Below are 19,577 nucleotides of genomic sequence, written 5' to 3' on the forward strand. Positions count from 1 at the left end.
CACGCCGCCCCAGGACCGATCGGCCGATGACCGATCCGTTCTCCAGCCCCGGCGCCAAGGCCCCGGCCAAGCCGTTCACCGTCACCGAAGGCCGTCGCGAGATCCGCAGCTTCGTGCTGCGCCAGGGGCGCTTCACCGAGGCCCAGCAGCGCGCGTTCGACGTGCAGTGGCCGCGCTTCGGCCTGGATTACACCGGCCAGCTGCGCGACTTCGATGCGGTGTTCGGCCGCGCCGCGCCACGGGTGGTGGAGATCGGCACCGGCAACGGCGATGCGCTGCGCTTCGCGGCAAAGCAGGACCCTTCGCGCGACTACCTCGGCATCGAGGTGCACGCCCCGGGCGTGGGCCGGCTGCTCAACGCGCTGGAAGCCGACGGCAGCGACCATGTGCGCGTCTACCACCACGATGCGGTGGAAGTGCTGCGCAACGAGGTGGCCGACGGCAGCCTGGACGAGGTGCGCATCTATTTCCCGGACCCCTGGCACAAGAAGCGCCACAACAAGCGCCGGCTGGTCCAGCCCGAGTTCGCCGCGCTGCTGGTGCGCAAGCTGGCCCCGACCGGCCGCCTGCACTGCGCCACCGACTGGGAGGCCTATGCCGAGCACATGTGGGACGTGCTCGACGCCACGCCGGGCCTGCGCAACCGCGCCGGCGCGCGCGGCAGCGTGCCGCGCCCGGACTGGCGCCCGCAGACCCATTTCGAGACCCGCGGGCAGAAGCTCGGCCACGGCGTCTGGGACCTGCTCTATGACCGCTGCTGACGAACCGCCCTCGCCCACCGGGGCATCCGCCGCGTAATGGACACCGGCCTGACGCTGACCAACGACATGCGCCTGGTGCTGGGGCTGGTCGGCTTCGTCATGGTGATGTTCCTGTTCGAGCGCATCCGCGCCGACGTGGTCGCGCTGGTCGTGCTGGTGGTGCTGGGCCTGACCGGGCTGGTCGCGCCGGAGGAGATCTTCGGCGGCTTCTCCGGCAACGCGGTGATGAGCATCATCGCCACCACCATCCTGGGCGCGGGCCTGGAGCGCACCGGCGCGCTGAACCGGCTGGCGTCCTGGCTGCTGCGGCGCGGACATGGGGTGGAACAGCGGCTGCTGCTGCTGACCACGGCCATCGCCGGGCTCAACTCCTCATTCATGCAGAACCCCTCGGTGATGGCGCTGTACCTGCCGGTGGCCGCTCGCCTGTCCTCGCGCACCACGCTCAACCTGCAGCGCCTGCTGCTGCCGATCGCCTCGGCCATCGTCATGGGCGGCGCGCTGACCATGGTCGGCAATTCGCCGCTGATCCTGCTCAACGACCTGATGATCTCGGCCAACAACAACCTGCCCTCGGGCATGGCCACGCTGGAGCCGCTGCGCATGTTCGCGCCGCTGCCGATCGGCGTGGCGCTGGTGCTGGCCTCGCTGGCGTACTTCCGCTTCTACGGCGATGCCAAGCTGCAGCGCGAGACCACCACGTCCACGAGCTCGACGCCGGCCCGCACCGAAAGCTACTTCGCCAGCACGTACGGCATCGAGGGCGAGGTGTTCGAGCTGACCGTCAGCGCCGACAGCCCGCTGGTCGGCATGACCCTGGGCGAGGCCGAGACGCTGCACGGCGCGCCGCTGATGCTGGCCCTGCAGACCGGCAACGACACGCGCCTGGCGCCGCCGGCGGACATGCGCATCTGGGTCGGCAGCGTGCTGGGCGTGATGGGCAGGCGCGCCGAGGTGGCCGACTTCGCGCAGAACCAGTTCCTGCGCATGTCCTCGCGCCTGCGCCACTTCGGCGACCTGTTCAATCCCAGCCGCGCCGGCATCTCCGAGGCGGTGATCCCGCCGACCTCGCGCTTCATCGGCAAGACCGCCGCCGAACTGGCGCTGCGCAAGCAGGCCGGCATCAGCCTGCTGGCGATCAACCGCGACAAGAAGGTGCTGCGCGAGGACGTCCGCAAGGTGCCGCTGCGCGCCGGCGACATGCTGGTGTTCCACAGCATCTGGCAGGATCTGGCCGCCGCGGCCAAGGGCGGCGACTTCGTGGTGGTCACCGACTACCCCAAGGGCGAGCAGCGTCCGCACAAGTTCAAGATCGCCATGGCGATCTTCGCCCTGACCATCATCATCGCGCTGACCTCGCACATCCCGGTGGCGCTGATCCTGATGACCGGCGTGGCCGGCATGCTGCTGACCGGCGTGCTGCGCATGGACGAGGCCTACGCGGCGATCAACTGGAAGACCGTGTTCCTGATGGCCGGGCTGATCCCGCTGGGCTGGGCGATGGATTCCAGCGGCGCGGCCGCCTGGGTCGCCGGCCACACCATCGAGCGCCTGCCCGACGGGCTGCCGGTGTGGGTGCTGGAGATCGCCATCGCCCTGCTGACCACGGCCTTCTCGCTGGTGATCAGCCATGTCGGCGCGACCATCGTGATGGTGCCCATCGCGATCAGCCTGGCGCTGGCCGCCGGCGGCAATCCGACCTCGTTCGCGCTGATCACCGCGCTGTCGGCGTCCAACAACCTGATGACCGCCTCCAACCCGGTGATCTCCATGGTCACCGGCCCGGCCAACTACACCGCGCGCCAGATGTGGCGCGTGGGCGGGCCGATGTCGCTGATCTATACCTGCGTGGTAGTGGCGATGGTCAACCTGATGTCGTGGTGGGCGACCCGTGCCTGAGTGCGAGGCGCGCGCGGCATGGCGCTGACGCTGCGCCTGCTGGGGCTGACCTCCGCGGTGTGCCGCCTGCCGCCCGGCGGGCCCCTGCCGGACTGGTGCGCGCCGGCCGCGCAGACGCACATCAGCTGGACCGACGAGGAGCTGTCGATCGTCTGCGACGAGGGGCGCGTGCCGGAAGACTTGCAGTGCGAGCGCGGCTGGCGCACGCTGATGCTGCACGGCCCGTTCGCCTTCGAACTCACCGGCATCCTGGCCCAGGTGCTGCAGCCGCTGGCGCAGGCCGGGGTCGGCATCTTCGCCGTCTCGACCTTCGACACCGATTACGTGCTGGTCAAGCAGTCGCAGCTGGAGGCGGCCATCGCGGCCCTGCGCGCGGCCGGGCACACCGTGCTGGACTAGCCCAGCACCACCTGCCCGTCGCGCACGTGTACCGGCACCTGGCTGAGCGCCTCGCCGCGGCACGGCCCGGACAGACATTGACCGCCTTGTAATTCGAACGTGGCCCCGTGCGCGGCGCACACCAGATGGCCCTGCTTGGTCAGCAGGAACTTGCCCGGGGCCCAGTCCAGGCGCCGGCCCGCGTGCGGGCAGACATTGCGCCAGGCGCGCACCTGCGCCCCCTGGCGGACCAGGAGCAGCGATTCGGCGCCGTCGTCCAGCGTGGCTTCCACCTCGGTGGGCTGGCCGTCAGCGAGACTGTCGAAAGGGATCGGATCCATGCAGGGCTTAACGAAGGTTTCACACGTCCGGCGGGCGGCTCGCCATACTGGCATCCGTTCGCCACACATTCTGTCACGAGCCCATGATCCGCACCTTCTCCTTCGACTCTCAGCGCCTGCGCAACGCGTTTGCGCCGCGCAAGCCCCGGCATCCGCTGCTGCGCGTGGTCGTCGGCCTGCTGGGGCTGGCGGTGCTGGCGGTGCTGGTGTTCTTCGGTTTGTTCGTCGGCGCGGCCATGCTCGCTGCCGGCATGGCCTATCGCCTGCTGCGCCCCCGGGCGCGCGCCAACGCGCAGCAGCGCGTGGTGGAAGGCGAATACCAGGTCGTACGCAAGCAGGCCCTGCCCCTCTCGCACTGAAGGCGCGTCAAGCGCCTTACACTCGCGTTCCTCTTTAGCGTGATCGAGGAACGCCCAGATGTCCGATGTGATTCCCGCGCCCGAGCAGGCGCGCGTGCCGGTACGCGGCGGCGGCACCTTCCCGGTGCACCGCATCTACTGCGTCGGCCGCAACTTCGCCGACCATGCGCGCGAGATGGGCGCCACCGCGCCGGCCTCGAAGGCCGAACGCGGCCAGCCGGTCTTCTTCTCCAAGCCGGCCGATGCCATCGTCACCGGCGATCGCACCATCCCCTACCCGCCCGGCACGGCCGACCTGCACCATGAGGTCGAGCTGGTCGTCGCGCTGGGCCAGGACGCGCCGGCCGGCGTGCTCGAAGGCGAGGCCGGCAACGCGCTGATCTACGGCTATGCCGTGGGCCTGGATCTGACCCGCCGCGATCTGCAGGCCGCGGCCAAGAAGGCCGGCCTGCCCTGGGACACCGGCAAGGCCTTCGATCATTCCGCGCCGATCAGCCAGATCGTGCCCGCTGCGCAGGTCGGGGCGCTGCAGGACGCCGTGATCGCGCTGACCATCAACGATCAGGTGCGCCAGCGCGGCACGCTGCACGACATGATCTGGAACGTGCCGGAGATCCTGCACGAGCTGTCCAAGCTCTATGCGCTCAAGGCGGGCGACCTGGTTTTCATGGGCACCCCCTCCGGCGTCGGCGCGCTGCAGCGTGGGGACACGTTCGTGGCCACGCTGGAGGGCGTGGGCGAACTGCGCGGCGCGATCGGCGTTTGACTTCGCGCGCACGTGGGGTCCGGTAACGTTGCCGGACCTTCCCCCGAGCCTTCAGGAGAGACGAGAGATGGGCATGCTCAGCGAATTCAAGACCTTCGCCATGCGCGGCAACGTGGTGGATCTGGCGGTCGGTGTGGTGATCGGTGCGGCCTTCGGCAAGATCGTCACCTCGCTGGTGGACAAGATCATCATGCCGCCCATCGGCCTGCTGATCGGCGGCATCGATTTCTCCAGGCTCGCCTGGGTGCTCAAGCCGGCCACCATCGGCGCCGATGGCAAGGAGATCCCCGCGGTGGTGATCGGCTACGGCGATTTCCTCAATACGCTGGTGCAGTTCATCATCGTGGCGTTCGCGATCTTCCTGGTGGTCAAGGCGATCAACCGTCTGGCGCCGAAGAAGGAGGCCGGGCCGGCCGCCACGCCGGAAGACGTGCTGCTGCTGCGCGAGATCCGCGACTCGCTCAAGAAGTAAGCCTCGGGCGGCGGCGAGCAAGGCAAGCGGCGGCTGTTAAGCTCGCCGCTTCCCCACTCGCGAGCCTGCCTGCATGCGTCGTTCGATCCTGTCCTGCGCCCTGTTGCTGTGCGCCTCGTTTCCGCTGCAGGCCGCCGGCCCGACCACGATCCCCGATGCGGCACTCAAGCGCGCCGACGCGCTGCGCCAGCAGGCGCTGGCCGACGACACAGGCTGGAAGGTCGTCGAATCGCTGACCACCGAGGTCGGCCCGCGTCTTGCGGGCAGCGAGGCCGATGCGCGTGCGGTGGCCTGGGCGCAGGCCAAGTTCAAGCAGCTCGGCTTCGACAAGGTGTGGACCGAGCCGGTGACCTTCCCCAAATGGGAGCGCCGCGGTGAGCATGCCCAGGTGCTGGGCGCCAACGCGCAGCCGCTGGCGGTGACCGCGCTGGGCGGCAGCGCCGGCGGCACGGTGGAAGGCGAGATCGTGCGCTTCGCCGACCTGGACGCGCTGCAGGCCGCGCCGGCCGGATCGTTGAAAGGCAAGATCGCCTTCGTCGATTTCCAGATGCACAAGAAGCAGGACGGTGGCGATTACCGCTATGGCGGCGGGATCCGCGGGCGGGGCCCATCCGAGGCGATCAAGAAGGGCGCGATCGGCTTTCTGATGCGCTCGGCCGGCACCACGCCGCATCGTGTGGTCAACACCGGCATCACCCGCTACGAGGAAGGGCTGACACCGATCCCGGCGGCGGCGGTGTCGATTCCCGACGCCGACCAGTTGGCGCGCCTGGTCGCGCGCGGCCCGGTCAAAGTCCGCCTGGCGCTGGACTGCGGCTGGGACGGCCAGGCCACCAGCTACAACGTGATCGGCCAGATCACCGGGCGCAGCAAGCCCGGCGAGATCGTGCTGACCGGCGGGCATCTGGATTCGTGGGACCTGGGCACGGGCGCCATCGACGACGCGGCCGGCATCGGCATTTCCATGGCGGCCGCCAGACTCGCCGGCCAGCTGCGCCCGGCGCGCACGCTCCGCGTGGTCGCCTTCGCCAACGAGGAGCAGGGCCTGTACGGCGGCCGCGCCTACGCGCAGGCGCACGCCAAGGAGATCGCCCAGCACGTCATCGCCGCCGAAAGCGACTTCGGCGCCGGGCATATCTATGGCTTCAGCGGCAATGCCGACGCCCACGCCAAGGGCGCGATCGAGACGATCGCCGCCGCGCTCAAGCCGCTGGACGTGGCCTACCTGCCCGGCCAGGGCGATCCGGAGTCGGACATCGGCCCCATGGCCCAGCTCGGCATGCGCTGGGCCTGGCTGGGCCACGACGGCACCGACTACTTCGACCTGCACCACAACGCGGACGACACACTGGACAAGATCGACCCGAAGGTCCTGGCGCAGAACGTCGCGGCCTATGCGGTGTTCCTGTACCTGGCGGCGGAAGCGAAGGGCGATTTCGGCAGCGCGCCGGTGCCGGCGGGGGCGAACAAGGAGACGCACTGAGCAGCGCGTCGGCTGTTCGCCGTCGCGTTCAACTACGCAGACCCAAAGCCGCCGATAGTCCCCTTACCGTTGTTCCCACGCACGCGGGAACCCAGGGACTTTCGCTTTTCGCGACAAGCAGCGCTCGTCCCCGCGAACGCGAGGACGAGCGATAGATCCTGTGGGAGCCGCCATGGCGGCGATGAAGCCTTCCCGGCAAGGCCACTCGCCGCCATGGCGGCTCCCACCAGGCATCACCTCGGCGGGCTTGCTGACCCGCCTCGTCAAGCGCGCCGAAGTCGATCCACACCAAGCAAGACTGACGGCATGCGTCCTATGGCCGCCCGCCCGCGTCTCAACCGCCTCGCGCGCGCCCGCTCGCCCATTGCGCCAGCAGCACCGCGGTGGCGGCGGCGACGTTGAGGCTCTCCACGCGGCCGGTGCCGGGGATGGACAGGGCCAGGTCGCAGACCTTGGCCAGGCCGCGGTCCATGCCCTCGCCTTCGGCGCCCATTACATAGACCAGCCGCTGCGGCAGCCGCGCGGCGAACAGGTCGTCACCGCCGTGCACCAGCGTGGCGGCCAGGCCGAAGCCGGCGGCGCGCAGCGGGGCGAACGCGTCCGCGGGGGCGCCGGCCTGCACCAGGGTCACCGCTTCGGCGCCGCCTTCGGCCACGCGCGCGGCGGCGCCGGACAGCGCCAGCGGCGAATCCTGCGGGAGCAGCACGCCGGCCACGCCGAAGTGCGCGGCCGACCGCAGGATCGCGCCGAAGTTGTGCGGATTACCCACCCCGTCCAGCCACAGCGCCAGCGCCGGGCCAGCCGGCAGCGCCTCGAGCCAGGCGTCAAGCGACAGCGGCGCGCGGCGAAGCACATCGGCCACGACGCCTTCGTGGTGGCTGCTGGCGGCGAGCCGGTCCAGGTCGCCCTCCTCCACCACGCGATAGCCCACGCGGTTGGCCACGCACCAGGCCAGGATCGGCTTGAGCGCCGGCACGCGCGTCTGGGTGAGGTAGAGCTTGCGCAGCGCCTCGGGCCGCGCGTCGAACAGCGCGCGCACCGCGTTGAGGCCGTACAGGCGCACTTCCTCGCCGCGGCGGACGGGGCGTGCGGGCGCCTGCGGCCCCTCGGGCGACGCGCGTTCGCCGTCGGGCGCCTTGCGGGCGACCGGCGGACGGCGCGGTGGGAACTTCTGCCAGGGGCCGGTCATGCGTGCACCAGCGGGAAAGCGGAGAGGAAAGACTTCATGGGACGTCCGCCGGCGCGCGGCGGTGAGGGCAACTGGATGCGTACCTTACCCGAAGCGTCGGCAGAGGCCGCTTCGCACAGCGGAGCGGCGGCCGATGGGAGGGGCGTTCGATGCGCGTGCACGGGTCGGCGTGGCACCACCTGTAGAGCGGAGCTTGCTCCGCTGGGGCCTTCCCTAGGAGACAAACGAAGATCAGCAGAGCTTGCTCCGCTTGGCCTTCCCCACGAACCGAACGGAGAGCAGCGGAGCAAGCTCCGCTCTACAGGGAGGCCGCGACTTGATATGGGGCAGTGGCTCCCACGCCCACGGGGCAGTCCAGTCAGGCGAGGCCGAGGTGGGCCAGGACGCGCTCGGCCATCTGGTCGGTGGATTCCTCGGCGGCGTGCAGGTGCAGTTCCGGTGCCTCGGGGGCCTCGTAGGGCGAGTCGATGCCGGTGAAGTTGGGGATCTTGCCGGCGCGCGCCTTGGCGTACAGGCCCTTGACGTCGCGCGCCTCGGCCACGGCCAGCGGCACATCGACGAAGACCTCGACGAACTCGCCCGGCGCGAAGCGTTCGCGCGCCATGCGCCGCTCGGCGCGGAACGGCGAGATGAAGCTCACCAGCACGATCAGCCCGGCGTCGGCCATCAGCCGCGCGACCTCGGCCACGCGCCGGATGTTCTCCACGCGGTCCTCGTCGGTGAAGCCCAGGTCGCGATTCAGGCCATGGCGCACGTTGTCGCCGTCGAGCAGGAAGGTGTGGTGGCCCGAGGCGTGCAGCCGCTTCTCCACGCGGTTGGCGATGGTGGACTTGCCGGCGCCGGACAGGCCGGTGAACCACAGCACGCGCGGGGTCTGGCCCTTGATGCGGGCGCGTGCGGCCTTGTCCACGTCCAGATGCTGCCAGTGCACGTTGCCGGCACGACGCAGGGCGAAGTCCAGCGTGCCCGCGCCGACGGTGGCATTGGTCTGGCGATCGATCAGGATGAAGCCGCCCAGCGCGCGGTTGCGCGCATAGGGCTCGAAGGCGATCGGCGCGTCCAGCGACAGGTTGCACACGCCCACTTCGTTGAGTTCCAGACGCTTGGCGGCCAGCGCCTCCTGGGTGTTCACGTCGATGCGGTGCTTGATCTCGCTGACACTGGCGGGCACGGTGCGCGCGCCGATCTGCAGCCAGTAGGGGCGGCCCGGCAGCAGCGGCGCATCGTCCATCCACAGCAGGTGCGCGGCGAACTGGTCGGACACCTCCGGCGGGTCGCCGGCGGCGGCGATCACATCGCCGCGGCTGATGTCGATCTCGTCGGCCAGGGTCAGGGTCACCGCCTGGCCGGCGCGGGCGAACGCCACATCGCCGTTGGCATCCAGCACCCTGGCCACGGTCGAACGGCGCGCCGAGGGCAGCACCACCACCGCATCGCCCGGGCGCACCTCACCGGCCGCGACGGTGCCGGCGAAGCCGCGGAAGTTCGCGTTCGGGCGGTTGACGTACTGCACCGGCAGGCGCAGGCCGAGCGTCTCCGTCGCGTCGTCCAGCGTCAGCGTGTCCAGGTGTTCGAGCAGGCTGGGACCGGCGTACCACGGCGTGCGCGAGGAACGGCTGGACAGGTTGTCGCCCTCCAGCGCCGAAAGCGGAATCGCCTGCACCTGCGCGATGCCGAGCTGCTCGGCCAGCGCGCGGTAGTCGCGCACGATGGCGTCGAACACGGCCTGGTCGAAGTCGACCAGATCCATCTTGTTCACCGCCAGCACCACGTGCCGCAGGCCCAGCAGCGAGACGATGTAGCTGTGCCGGCGCGTCTGGGTCTGCAGGCCCTTGCGCGCATCGACCAGCACCACGGCCACGTCGGCGGTGGAGGCGCCGGTGGCCATGTTGCGCGTGTACTGCGCGTGGCCCGGGCAGTCGGCCACGATGTACTTGCGCCGCTCGGTGTCGAAGTAGCGGTAGGCCACGTCGATGGTGATGCCCTGCTCGCGCTCGGCGGCCAGGCCGTCGAGCAGCAGGGCGTAGTCGATGCGCGCGCCCTGCGTGCCGTGGCGGCGGCTGTCGCTTTCCAGCGCGGCCAGTTGGTCGTCGAACAGCCGCTTGCTGTCGTGCAGCAGCCGCCCGATCAGCGTGCTCTTGCCATCGTCCACGCTGCCGCAGGTGATGAAGCGCAGCAGCGGCTTGGATTCGTGCTGCCGCAGGTAGGCTTTGACGGCTTCACCGTCGGGATTGGGGATTGGGGATTCGGGATTGGCGACAGCGGCGCCTCCCGCTGCCGCATCCGCCAGCAGGCCGCGCTTTTGCGAATCCCCAATCCCCAATCCCGAATCCCTGCCTTCCATCAGAAATACCCCTCCAGCTTCTTCTGCTCCATCGACGCGCCCGGATCCTGGTCGATCACGCGGCCCTGGCGCTCGGAGCTGGTGGCCACCAGCATCTCGGCGATGATCTTCTCCAGGGTGTCGGCCTGCGACTCGATCGCGCCGGTCAGCGGGTAGCAGCCCAGCGTGCGGAAGCGCACCGACTTCAGCTGCGGCACCTCGCCCTCACGCAGCGGCAGGCGTTCGTCGTCGACCATGATCAGTGCGCCGTCGCGTTCGACCACCGGGCGCCTGGCGGCGAAGTACAGCGGCACCACCGGAATGCGCTCCCGGTAGATGTAGAGCCAGATGTCCAGCTCGGTCCAGTTGCTCAAGGGAAAGGCGCGCACGCTCTCGCCTGGATGGATGCGGGCGTTGTAGAGGTTCCACAGCTCGGGGCGCTGGTGCTTGGGATCCCAGCGGTGCTTGTCGTTGCGGAAGGAGAACACGCGCTCCTTGGCCCGCGATTTCTCCTCGTCGCGGCGCGCGCCGCCGATGGCCGCGTCGAACTTGTATTGATCCAGCGCCTGCTTCAGGCCCTGGGTCTTCATGATGTCGGTGTGGACCGTGGCGCCGTGGCTGAAGGGACCGACGTTCTGCGCCACGCCGTCGGGGTTGATGTGCACGCGCAGCTCGACGCCGGTCTCGGCGGCGCGACGGTCGCGGAAGGCGATCATCTCGCGGAACTTCCAGCGCGTGTCCACGTGCAGCAGCGGGATCGGCGGCACCGCCGGGGCGAAGGCCTTGAGCAGCAGGTGCAGCAGCACCGAGGAATCCTTGCCGACCGAATACAGCATCACCGGGTTGCGGAACGCGGCGGCCACCTCGCGCAGGATGTGGATGCTCTCGGCCTCCAGGCGGTCGAGATGGGACAGGGTCGGCACAGCGCTCATCGGCTCGGGTGGAGAGGAACGGGGCCCGGACGCAGCGGGGACCGGGCTCGGACGGTGGGCCGGCAGTATTGGCACCGCTTATTCCCGGACGAAATAAGCAGGGAGCATAAGCCCATAACCCTGCATCCTTTCAGCCCTGTGACAGCGGCGCCTAGCATCGACGCTCCCACACGCCGCTCTACGGAATCGCGATGTCCGCTGTACCCCCCGCGCTGGCTGCCGGCCCCTTGCCCGACGACCGCAAGGCGCTGCTGGCACGGGTGGTCGATGGCCTGGACAGCGCCTCGCTGTGGTGGCTGTCCGGCTTCACCGCCGGCCTGGCCCAGGCCGCGCACCCGGCGCCGCACCTGGCCCTGCTGCAGGGCACAGCCGCCGGCGCGGCGGCGCCCGCCACGGGCAGCGGCGAGCGGGCCACCGTGCTGTACGGCAGCCAGACCGGCAATGCCAAGCGCGCGGCCGAGGCCCTGGCCGCCACGCTGGAGGGCGCCGGCCTGGCCGTGCGTCTGGTGCGCACCGACGCCTATGCCACGCGCGAACTGGCCGCCGAGCGCTTGCTCTACCTGGTGATCAGCACCCAGGGCGAGGGCGACCCGCCGGACGATGCGATCGGGTTCAGCGAATTCCTGCTCGGCCGTCGCGCGCCCAAGCTGCCGGAGCTGAAGTTCGCCGTGCTCGGCCTGGGCGACTCGAGCTATGCCGACTTCTGCGGCATCTCCCGGCGCCTGGACGCGCGCCTGGCCGAGCTGGGCGCTACCCGCCTGCTGCCGGCCGGCGAGGCCGACTTGGACATCGACACCGTCGCCCAGCCCTGGCGCGAGCAGGCCCTGGAGCAGGCCCGCAAGGTCCTCAAGACCGCCCCGGCCGCACCCAGCGCCAAGGTCACCCCGCTGCGCCCGGCGCCGGCGACGCAGGCGGTCTCGCACAGCGCGCCGTTCCAGGCCGAGGTCCTGGCCAACCAGCCCATCGCCGGCCGCGACTTCAAGGGCCCGGCCTTCGGCCGCCACGGTGCGCCGGACAAGCAAGTGCGCCACATCGAGCTGTCGCTGGAAGGCAGCGGCCTGAGCTACGAGCCCGGCGATGCGCTGGGCATCGTGCACCGCAATCCCGACGCGCTGGTCGAGCCCCTGCTGGCGGCGCTCAAGCTGGACGGCGACGCTGCCCACCATGTCGATGGCACCCAGCGCAGCGTGCGCGAGTGGCTGGCGGGGCATCGTGAGCTGAGCAAGCTCTCGCGCCCGTTCCTGGCCGCGCATGCGCGCCTGGCCGGCGCGCGCGAGCTGGAAGACCTGCTCGCCCCCGGCAACGCCGACCTCTCCGCCCTGCTCTCCAGCCACCAGGTGATCGACGTGCTGCGCCGCTGGCCGGTGGACTGGAACGTGGGCGAGCTGCTGGCCGCGCTGCGGCCGCTGGCGCCGCGCCTGTATTCCATCGCCTCCAGCCGCAAGCGCGTGGGCGAGGAGGTCCACCTGACCGTGGACGTGCTGGGCTACCACGCGCACGGCCACGCGCACAGCGGCTCGGCCAGCGGCTTCCTGGCCGGGCTGGCCGAGGGCGACCGCGCGCCGGTCTACATCGAAGCCAACGACCGCTTCCGCGTGCCGGCCGACGGTGCGCGCGACATCCTCATGGTCGGCCCCGCCACCGGCGTGGCGCCGTTCCGCGCCTTCGTCCAGGAGCGGGCCGAGACCGGTGCGAGCGGGCGCAACTGGCTGTTCTTCGGCGCGCAGCACTTCAACAGCGGTTTCCTCTACCAGAGCGAATGGCAGGACGCGCTCAAGCGCGGTGAGCTGGACCGGCTGGACCTGGCGTTCTCGCGCGACCAGGCCGACAAGCTGTACGTGCAGCACCGGCTGCGCGAGCGCGGCCGCGAGGTCTTCGACTGGCTGCAGTCCGGCGCGCACTTCTACGTGTGCGGTTCGATCGCCATGGGCAAGGACGTGCACGCCGCCCTGACCGACATCGTCGCCGAACACGGCGCCCTGGACGCCGATGCCGCGCACGACTACCTCACCACGCTGCAGACGGAGGGGCGGTATGCGCGCGATGTCTATTGAGACGGGGATTGGGGATTCGGGATTGGGGATGCGATGTCCGCAGCCCGCACGTCTTCGCCCTTGCCAATCCCCAATCCCGGATCCCGAATCCCCATGCATTCAGTAGAAGACATCAAGGCCGAGAGCCGCCGCCTGCGCGGCAGCCTGCTCGAGAGCCTGGCCGACCCGGTCACCGGTGCGCTGCGCGAGGACGACCAGACGCTGATCAAGTACCACGGCAGCTACCAGCAGGACGACCGCGACCTGCGCGACGAGCGCCGGCGGCAGAAGCTCGAGCCGGCCTACCAGTTCATGATCCGCACGCGCACGCCCGGCGGCGTGGTCACGCCCGCGCAGTGGCTGCAGCTGGACGCCATCGCCACCCGCTACGGCAACCACTCGCTGCGCGTGACCACGCGCCAGGCCTTCCAGTTCCATGGCGTCATCAAGCGCGAGCTGAAGGCCACGATGCAGGCCATCAACGCCGCGCTGATCGACACGCTGGCCGCCTGCGGCGACGTCAACCGCAACGTGCAGGTCGCGGCCAACCCGCTGCTGTCCGAGGCGCACGCCACGCTCTACGCCGATGCCGCGGCGACCTCCGAGCATTTGCTGCCCAACACCCGCGCCTATTACGAGATCTGGCTGGATGAGGAGAAGGTGGCCGGCGCCGGCGAGGAAGAAGAGCCTATCTACGGCGACAAGTATCTGCCGCGCAAGTTCAAGATCGGGTTCGCGCTGCCGCCGATCAACGATGTGGACGTGTTCGCCAACGATCTGGGCTTCATCGGTGTGACCGATGAAGCCGGCCGGATCGTCGGCTACAACGTCAGCCTGGGCGGCGGCATGGGCGCGACCCATGGTGATGCGCAGACCTGGCCGCGCGTGGCCGATGTGGCCGGCTACATCCCGCGCGAGCGGCTGCTGGAGGTGGCCACCGCCGTGGTCACCACCCAGCGTGACTACGGCAACCGCGCGGTGCGCAAGCGCGCGCGCTTCAAGTACACCATCGACGACCATGGCCTGGACTTCATCAAGGCGCAGATCGAGCAGCGCGCCGGGATCGTCTTCGCGCCGGCGCGGCCGTTCGCGTTCGAGCACAACGGCGACCGCTACGGCTGGACGCAGGGCAGCGACGGCCGCTGGCATCTGACCCTGTCGCTGGGCGCCGGGCGCATCGCCGATGTCGGCACCGCCACCCAGCTCACCGGGCTGCGCGAGATCGCGCTGCGGCTGCAGGAAGCGGGTGTCGGCGAGTTCCGCATGACCTCCAACCAGAACCTGGTCATCTCCAACCTCGACGATGCGCTGAAGGCCACCGTCGATGCGCTGGTGTCGGCCCATGGCCTGGATGCCGGCAACGCGCTGCCGACCGCGCTGGCGCGCAAGGCCATGGCCTGCGTCGCCCTGCCCACCTGCGGCCTGGCCATGGCCGAGGCCGAGCGCTATCTGCCCGACTTCACCGGCAAGCTGCAGCCGTTGCTCGAGAAGCACGGCCTGGCGCAGGCGCCGATCGTGCTGCGCATCTCCGGCTGCCCCAACGGCTGCTCGCGGCCGTACCTGGCCGAGATCGCCCTGGTCGGCAAGGCGCCCGGCCGCTACAACCTGATGCTGGGCGGCGACCACCGCGGCCAGCGGCTCAACACGCTGTACCGCGAGAACATCACCGAGGAGGAGATCCTCGGTGCGCTCGACCCCTTGTTCGGCCGCTATGCCGCCGAACGCGACGACGCCGAAGGCTTCGGCGACTTCCTGCACCGCGCCGGCGAGATCGACCTGCCGCCCTATCCCACCCATCGTGCCATTCCCGTGGAGCTGCACGCATGACCGCCCTGCCCGCCAACGACGATCCGCATCTGGACGCCCGTCCTTCCACCATCGACCTGGACGCGGCCAACGCCGCGCTCGAGGCGATGGACGCGCCGGCGCGCGTGGCCTGGGCGCTGGCGCATGGCCCGGCGCAGGCGGCCCTGTCCTCCAGCTTCGGCGCGCAGTCGGCCGTGGCCCTGCACCTGCTGACCCAGCAGCAGCCGGACATCCCGGTGATCCTGGTTGACACCGGCTATCTGTTCCCAGAGACGTATCGCTTCGCCGATGCGCTGATCGAGCGGCTCAAGCTCAACATCCAGATCTTCCGTCCACTGGTCAGCCGTGCCTGGATGGAGGCGCGCCACGGCCGCCTGTGGGAACAGGGCGTGGTCGGCATCGAGCAATACAACAACCTGCGCAAGGTCGAGCCGATGCGCCGGGCGCTGGACGAGCTGGACGTGGGCACCTGGTTCACCGGCCTACGCCGCCAGCAGTCGACCAGCCGCGCCGCCACGCCGATCGTGCAGCTGCGCGGTGAGCGTTGGAAGGTCAGCCCGATCGCCGACTGGACCGACCGCGACGTGTGGCAGTACATGAAGCAGCACGACCTGCCCTATCACCCGCTGTGGGAAGAGGGCTACGTGTCCATCGGCGACTTCCACACCACCCGCCGCTGTGAGCCGGGCATGCGCGAGGAAGACACCCGCTTCTTCGGACTCAAGCGCGAGTGCGGGATCCACGAGGACATCTGAGCGCTGTGCGCTTCTTCCCCCTCCCTTTGGCCGCAAGCCAAGGGGGAGTTCGAAGTCGCGGCTAGCGACTGAGGGGCGGGGTCGTTCTTCGCGGGAAGGTCAAAAGCAAAAGCACCCCCTCCCAACCTCCCCCTTCGCTGCGCGAAAGGAGAGGGGAGGAGCGCGCGGGGCGCAACCGTCTCCTCAAATCTCAGCGGCCTGCCTGTAGAGCGGAGCTTGTGGCAATCCCCTCTTGGGGACTCCGCTGCTCTTCGTTCGGTTCTTGGGGAAGGCCCCAGCGGAGCAAGCTCCGCTCTACAGGTGGAGGCCGCATCCTGCGGGCGCTGCTTTGCCACTGGCCTTGGACCGGGGCGATGCGCTAGAACTGTCGCACCGGCCCCGGAGGGAGGCTGGCCCCGCCACGCGCCCGCGCCCAACGCCTCCCGCCCGCCATGACCGACGCTGCCTCCGATTCCCCCGACCAGGAACTGGCCCGCCTGGGCTACCGGCCCGAGCTGCGCCGCAGGCTCGGCCTGGGCGATCTGCTGGTCTACGGCCTGGTCTGCATGGTGCCGACCGCGCCGTTCGCCATCTTCGGCGGGGTGTTCGACGTCAGCCATGGCATGGTGCCGCTGGTGTACCTGGTGGGCTTCGGCGCGATGCTGTTCACCGCGCTGAGCTACCAGCAGATGGCGCAGGCCTTCCCAGTCGCTGGCTCGGTCTACGCCTATGTGGGCCGCGGCCTGCACGAGAGCGTCGGCTTCCTGGCCGGCTGGGCGATCCTGCTCGACTATCTGCTCATCCCCACCCTGCTCTACGTGATCGGCGCCAACGCCATGGCCACCGTGTGGCCGGGCATCCCGCAGCATGCCTGGATCGTGTTCTTCGTCGTGCTCAACACGGCGGTGAACCTGCGCGGCGTGGAGACCACCGCGCGCGCCAACCTTGTGTTCCTGGGCGTGCAGCTGGTGGTGCTGGCGGTGTTCGCCGTGCTGGCGGCGCTGGCGATCCAGCGTGGCGCCTACGGGGCGCACTGGAGCCTGCGCCCGCTGTACGACCCGGCGGCCTTCTCGCTGCCGATGCTGTTCGGCGCGCTGTCGATGGCGGTGCTGTGCTTCCTCGGCTTCGATGCGATCTCCACGCTGACCGAGGAGAGCCGCGGCGGCGCACGCGCGGTTGGCCGCGCGACCGTGGTGTCGCTGGCCCTGGTGGCGGCGCTGTTCGTGCTGCAGACCTGGCTGGCGGCGCTGCTGCTGCCCGAGCTGCGCCACTTTCCCGACGAGGCGGCCTCCAACAACGCCTTCTTCGAAGTCGGCCGGCGCGTGGCCGGGCCGTGGATGCAGATCGTGATCGCACTGACCGTGGCGGTCGGCGCGGCACTGGCCAACGCGCTGGTCTCGCAGGCGGCGACCTCGCGGCTGCTGTTCGCGATGGCGCGCGACGGCCAGCTGCCGCGCTTCCTGCGCAAGGTGCATGCAGGCAGCGGCGTGCCGCGCCGGGCGATCCTGCTGGTGGCAGGCCTGAGCCTGGTGCTGGGGCTGCTGTTCCTGGGCAAGATCGCGCTGCTGGCCACCGTGTGCAACTTCGGTGCGCTAACGGCCTTCGCGCTCCTGCACGTGGCGGTGGCCTGGCATTTCCGCCGCTCCGGGCGCTGGCTGATGCATGGGGTGGTGCCGCTGGTCGGCGGGCTGATCCTGCTGTACGTGCTCTACAACGCCGATCGCCTGGCGCAGATCGGCGGCCTGGCCTGGCTGGCGGCCGGCGCGGTGGTGGTGCTGGTGCTGCGCCGGCGCGGGCGTTCGCTGCAACTGGCCCTGGACCAGGCCTCGCCGCCGGGGCCTTGAAGCGCTGCGCCGCACCGTCGTGACCGGGACCGACGCGCTAGAGTGAGTCCCCAACGCATCACATGACGTACCGCATGGACCGCCCGATCCGCGATTACTTCGAACACGTCCGCACGCTCGACTTCGTGCCGGCGCCCGGGCCGCGCAACGCCTGGCAGACCTGCATCGGCGCGCACCTGGGCGCGCAGCGCGAGGCGCTGTGCTGGATCGACACCCAGCGCGTGGTGCGGCGCTACACCTTCGAACAGCTCGATACCTGGTCGGCCCAGTTCGCCCAGTTGCTGCGCGCACGCGGAATCGGGCCGGGCGCGGTGGTGGCCGGGCTGCTGCCGCGGCGGCTGGAGCTGCTGATCGTGGTGCTGGGCACCTGGCGCGCCGGCGCGGTGTACCAGCCGCTGTTCACCGCCTTCGGCCCCAAGGCGCTGGAGCACCGGCTGGCGGCCAGCGGCGCGGCGCTGGTGGTGTGCTCGGCCGAGCAGCGCCCCAAGCTGGACGAGGTCGCCGCCGCGCCGCCGATCCTGACCCTGGGCAGCGGCGATGGCGAGGACTTCTGGGCCGCGCTGGAAGGCCAGCCTCAGGCCTTCGATCCCGTGCCGCGGCGGCGCGAGGACCCGTGCATGATCATGTTCACCTCCGGCACCACCGGGGCGGCCAAAGCGCTGCGCGTGCCGCTGCACGCGCTCGATGCCATCGCCACCTACATGCGCGACGCGGTGGACCTGCGGCCTGATGACGTGCTGTGGAACATCGCCGACCCGGGCTGGGCCTACGGGCTGTACTACGGCATCGCCGGGCCGCTGGCGCTCGGCCATGCGGTGACCTTCCACGAAGGCCCGTTCACCGTGGACAGCTGCTACAGCACCATCGCCGAGCTGGGCGTGACCAATCTGATGGGGGCGCCCACCGCCTACCGCATGCTGATGGCCGCCGGCGACGCCGCGGCCGCGCCGATCAAGGGCCAGCTGCGCGTGGTCAGCAGCGCCGGCGAGCCGCTCAACCCCGAGGTGATCCGCTGGTTCGACCAGGCGCTGGGCACGGTCATCCACGACCATTACGGCCAGACCGAGACCGGCATGACCCTGTGCAACCACCACGCGCTGGCCCATCCGGTGCAGCCGGGCAGCGCCGGCTTTCCCCTGCCGGGATATCGGCTGGACGTGCTGAGCGACGACGGCCAGCCGCAGCCGGTCGGCGTGCCGGGGATGCTGGCCGTGCATGTCGACGATTCGCCCGCGCTGTTCTTCCGCGGCTACGAGAACACGGAAACGCAGCCGTTCAAGGACGGCTGGTACCTCACCGGCGATACGGTCGAGCGCAACGCCGATGGCTCCATCGCCTTCGTCGGCCGCAGCGACGATGTGATCACCTCCAGCGGCTACCGCATCGGTCCGTTCGACGTGGAGAGCTGCCTGCTCGAACATCCCGACGTGGTCGAGGCCGCCGCGGTCGGCAAGCCGGATCCGGAGCGGTTCGAACGGGTCAAGGCCTATGTGGTGCTGCGCCCCGGCGTGGCCGGCGACGAGGCGCTGGCAGCCGCGCTGGCCCAGCACGTCAAGACCCGGCTGTCGGCCCACGCCTACCCGCGCGAGATCGCCTTCGTCGACGAGCTGCCCAAGACCCCCAGCGGCAAGATCCAGCGCTTCCTGCTGCGCAACCAGGCCCGCGCCGAAGCCGAAACGGCACCAGCGGCCTAAGCCGCCCTCAAACGCCCGACGCCCCCTCTACCGTCGTTCCCGCGCACGCGGGAACCCATGGACGTCAACGCGCACAACCAAATGCAGACGTGGCCCTACACCCCCGCGACAACACAGCGCCCCATCCGTCCGCAAATCTCGCAACAACCCCGAATCCCGAATCCCTAATCCCCCACCACCGGCACCGGCGTCAACAGCACCTTCTCGCCGCAGGCCAGGCACTTACGATAGTGCTGACCATGCTTGTGGCGCGGCCGCGAGAGCAGCCCGCCGCAGGGGCAGCGCCCCTGCTCCATCCCGCGCAGCCACAGGTACAGGCGCCAGCTGGCCAGCGACGCCCACGCCAGCCCGAGGGCGACACCGGTCAGGGCCAGCAGCGAGCCGAGCCGTCGCGCCGCGGCGGCGCCGATCAGCGCCTCCTGGTGTTCGACCACGAACGACAGCACCCAGCCGGCGGCCACCAGCACCGGCGCCGGTGCGTACAGCCGCGCCACCATCCGCGAAAACCGCCTCATCCCAGCCCCCTGTCCGTGCGCCGCCGGCGGCGCTGCCGCCGCAATCTA

At 70.3% G+C, this 19,577-nt stretch carries 17 protein-coding genes; 12 read left to right on the forward strand and 5 right to left on the reverse strand.

All coding sequences use genetic code 11. The features are described from left to right. Positions 1-26: 26 nt before the first annotated feature. From trmB to EAT51_RS01425, 3 genes are read left to right on the forward strand one after another with little or no spacing between them, the layout of a single operon-like run. Complete coding sequence (gene trmB, locus EAT51_RS01415) at positions 27-761, forward strand: tRNA (guanosine(46)-N7)-methyltransferase TrmB (RefSeq protein ID WP_130515741.1); 735 nt, start codon at positions 27-29, stop codon at positions 759-761. 36 nt (positions 762-797) lie between these two features. Then, complete coding sequence (locus EAT51_RS01420) at positions 798-2,660, forward strand: SLC13 family permease (protein ID WP_130515739.1); 1,863 nt, start codon at positions 798-800, stop codon at positions 2,658-2,660. An 18-nt stretch (positions 2,661-2,678) separates the two neighbouring features. Beyond that, positions 2,679-3,059, forward strand: coding sequence for an ACT domain-containing protein (locus EAT51_RS01425; RefSeq protein ID WP_130515737.1), 381 nt, complete (start codon positions 2,679-2,681; stop codon positions 3,057-3,059). On the opposite strand, the gene EAT51_RS01430 is transcribed toward EAT51_RS01425, so the two are convergent. Beyond that, entirely contained in the window at positions 3,056-3,379 is a 324-nt protein-coding gene (locus EAT51_RS01430) for a Rieske (2Fe-2S) protein (RefSeq protein WP_130515735.1), read from the reverse strand. The two genes, EAT51_RS01425 and EAT51_RS01430, sit on opposite strands and share 4 nt — an antisense overlap. A gap of 83 nt (positions 3,380-3,462) precedes the next feature. On the opposite strand from EAT51_RS01430, the gene EAT51_RS01435 reads away from it, so the two are divergent. From EAT51_RS01435 to EAT51_RS01450, 4 genes are all read left to right on the forward strand, one after another. After that, entirely contained in the window at positions 3,463-3,738 is a 276-nt protein-coding gene (locus EAT51_RS01435; RefSeq protein ID WP_130515732.1) for a hypothetical protein, read from the forward strand. A gap of 58 nt (positions 3,739-3,796) precedes the next feature. Beyond that, on the forward strand, positions 3,797-4,504 hold the full coding sequence (locus EAT51_RS01440; protein ID WP_130515730.1) for a fumarylacetoacetate hydrolase family protein: 708 nt from the start codon (positions 3,797-3,799) through the stop codon (positions 4,502-4,504). A gap of 67 nt (positions 4,505-4,571) precedes the next feature. After that, positions 4,572-4,976 (forward strand): large-conductance mechanosensitive channel protein MscL, encoded by a 405-nt coding sequence (gene mscL, locus EAT51_RS01445; RefSeq protein WP_130515728.1) that lies wholly within the window; start codon positions 4,572-4,574, stop codon positions 4,974-4,976. 73 nt (positions 4,977-5,049) lie between these two features. Beyond that, positions 5,050-6,459, forward strand: coding sequence for a M28 family peptidase (locus EAT51_RS01450; RefSeq protein WP_130515727.1), 1,410 nt, complete (start codon positions 5,050-5,052; stop codon positions 6,457-6,459). 334 nt (positions 6,460-6,793) lie between these two features. Here the strand turns inward: EAT51_RS01450 and EAT51_RS01455 are convergent, their stop codons facing one another. The 3 genes from EAT51_RS01455 to cysD all read right to left on the reverse strand — a co-directional run bounded on the left by EAT51_RS01455 (position 6,794) and on the right by cysD (position 10,903). After that, positions 6,794-7,648 (reverse strand): TrmH family RNA methyltransferase, encoded by an 855-nt coding sequence (locus tag EAT51_RS01455; RefSeq protein WP_130515725.1) that lies wholly within the window; start codon positions 7,646-7,648, stop codon positions 6,794-6,796. A 358-nt stretch (positions 7,649-8,006) separates the two neighbouring features. Next, positions 8,007-9,992 (reverse strand): sulfate adenylyltransferase subunit CysN, encoded by a 1,986-nt coding sequence (cysN, locus tag EAT51_RS01460; RefSeq protein WP_130515723.1) that lies wholly within the window; start codon positions 9,990-9,992, stop codon positions 8,007-8,009. Then, positions 9,992-10,903 carry a sulfate adenylyltransferase subunit CysD gene (gene cysD / locus EAT51_RS01465; protein WP_130515721.1) on the reverse strand — a complete coding sequence of 304 codons (912 nt, stop codon included), beginning with the start codon at positions 10,901-10,903 and terminating at the stop codon, positions 9,992-9,994. Before cysD ends, cysN begins: the two co-directional genes overlap by 1 nt. A 191-nt stretch (positions 10,904-11,094) precedes the next feature. On the opposite strand from cysD, the gene EAT51_RS01470 reads away from it, so the two are divergent. The 5 genes from EAT51_RS01470 (at position 11,095) to EAT51_RS01490 (ending at position 19,014) form a co-directional block, all read left to right on the forward strand. Next, positions 11,095-12,957, forward strand: coding sequence for an assimilatory sulfite reductase (NADPH) flavoprotein subunit (locus tag EAT51_RS01470; RefSeq protein WP_130515719.1), 1,863 nt, complete (start codon positions 11,095-11,097; stop codon positions 12,955-12,957). 93 nt (positions 12,958-13,050) lie between these two features. Then, on the forward strand, positions 13,051-14,763 hold the full coding sequence (cysI, locus tag EAT51_RS01475; RefSeq protein WP_130515717.1) for an assimilatory sulfite reductase (NADPH) hemoprotein subunit: 1,713 nt from the start codon (positions 13,051-13,053) through the stop codon (positions 14,761-14,763). Next, positions 14,760-15,497 (forward strand): phosphoadenylyl-sulfate reductase, encoded by a 738-nt coding sequence (locus EAT51_RS01480; protein WP_130515715.1) that lies wholly within the window; start codon positions 14,760-14,762, stop codon positions 15,495-15,497. The genes cysI and EAT51_RS01480 overlap by 4 nt, the downstream gene beginning before the upstream one ends. A gap of 431 nt (positions 15,498-15,928) precedes the next feature. Continuing rightward, positions 15,929-17,320: an APC family permease gene (locus tag EAT51_RS01485; RefSeq protein ID WP_130561180.1), complete on the forward strand. Its 1,392-nt coding sequence runs from the start codon at positions 15,929-15,931 to the stop codon at positions 17,318-17,320. A 62-nt stretch (positions 17,321-17,382) separates the two neighbouring features. Then, complete coding sequence (locus tag EAT51_RS01490) at positions 17,383-19,014, forward strand: AMP-binding protein (protein WP_228257780.1); 1,632 nt, start codon at positions 17,383-17,385, stop codon at positions 19,012-19,014. A 164-nt stretch (positions 19,015-19,178) separates the two neighbouring features. Here EAT51_RS01490 and EAT51_RS01495 read toward each other — a convergent pair whose 3' ends face one another. Further along, positions 19,179-19,529: a hypothetical protein gene (locus EAT51_RS01495; protein WP_130515709.1), complete on the reverse strand. Its 351-nt coding sequence runs from the start codon at positions 19,527-19,529 to the stop codon at positions 19,179-19,181. Positions 19,530-19,577 lie beyond the last annotated feature (48 nt).

The organism is Pseudoxanthomonas winnipegensis (assembly GCF_004283755.1).
Taxonomy (GTDB): Bacteria; Pseudomonadota; Gammaproteobacteria; order Xanthomonadales; family Xanthomonadaceae; genus Pseudoxanthomonas_A; species Pseudoxanthomonas_A winnipegensis.

What these genes read in the sequence shown, in the direction of transcription:
- trmB (WP_130515741.1), top strand. Translation starts at nt 27, where the DNA reads ATGACCGATCCGTTCTCCAGCCCCGGCGCCAAGGCCCCGGCCAAGCCG.
- EAT51_RS01420 (WP_130515739.1), top strand. Translation starts at nt 798, where the DNA reads ATGGACACCGGCCTGACGCTGACCAACGACATGCGCCTGGTGCTGGGG.
- EAT51_RS01425 (WP_130515737.1), top strand. Translation starts at nt 2,679, where the DNA reads ATGGCGCTGACGCTGCGCCTGCTGGGGCTGACCTCCGCGGTGTGCCGC.
- EAT51_RS01430 (WP_130515735.1), bottom strand. Translation starts at nt 3,379, where the DNA reads ATGGATCCGATCCCTTTCGACAGTCTCGCTGACGGCCAGCCCACCGAG.
- EAT51_RS01435 (WP_130515732.1), top strand. Translation starts at nt 3,463, where the DNA reads ATGATCCGCACCTTCTCCTTCGACTCTCAGCGCCTGCGCAACGCGTTT.
- EAT51_RS01440 (WP_130515730.1), top strand. Translation starts at nt 3,797, where the DNA reads ATGTCCGATGTGATTCCCGCGCCCGAGCAGGCGCGCGTGCCGGTACGC.
- mscL (WP_130515728.1), top strand. Translation starts at nt 4,572, where the DNA reads ATGGGCATGCTCAGCGAATTCAAGACCTTCGCCATGCGCGGCAACGTG.
- EAT51_RS01450 (WP_130515727.1), top strand. Translation starts at nt 5,050, where the DNA reads ATGCGTCGTTCGATCCTGTCCTGCGCCCTGTTGCTGTGCGCCTCGTTT.
- EAT51_RS01455 (WP_130515725.1), bottom strand. Translation starts at nt 7,648, where the DNA reads ATGACCGGCCCCTGGCAGAAGTTCCCACCGCGCCGTCCGCCGGTCGCC.
- cysN (WP_130515723.1), bottom strand. Translation starts at nt 9,992, where the DNA reads ATGGAAGGCAGGGATTCGGGATTGGGGATTGGGGATTCGCAAAAGCGC.
- cysD (WP_130515721.1), bottom strand. Translation starts at nt 10,903, where the DNA reads ATGAGCGCTGTGCCGACCCTGTCCCATCTCGACCGCCTGGAGGCCGAG.
- EAT51_RS01470 (WP_130515719.1), top strand. Translation starts at nt 11,095, where the DNA reads ATGTCCGCTGTACCCCCCGCGCTGGCTGCCGGCCCCTTGCCCGACGAC.
- cysI (WP_130515717.1), top strand. Translation starts at nt 13,051, where the DNA reads ATGCATTCAGTAGAAGACATCAAGGCCGAGAGCCGCCGCCTGCGCGGC.
- EAT51_RS01480 (WP_130515715.1), top strand. Translation starts at nt 14,760, where the DNA reads ATGACCGCCCTGCCCGCCAACGACGATCCGCATCTGGACGCCCGTCCT.
- EAT51_RS01485 (WP_130561180.1), top strand. Translation starts at nt 15,929, where the DNA reads ATGACCGACGCTGCCTCCGATTCCCCCGACCAGGAACTGGCCCGCCTG.
- EAT51_RS01490 (WP_228257780.1), top strand. Translation starts at nt 17,383, where the DNA reads ATGACGTACCGCATGGACCGCCCGATCCGCGATTACTTCGAACACGTC.
- EAT51_RS01495 (WP_130515709.1), bottom strand. Translation starts at nt 19,529, where the DNA reads ATGAGGCGGTTTTCGCGGATGGTGGCGCGGCTGTACGCACCGGCGCCG.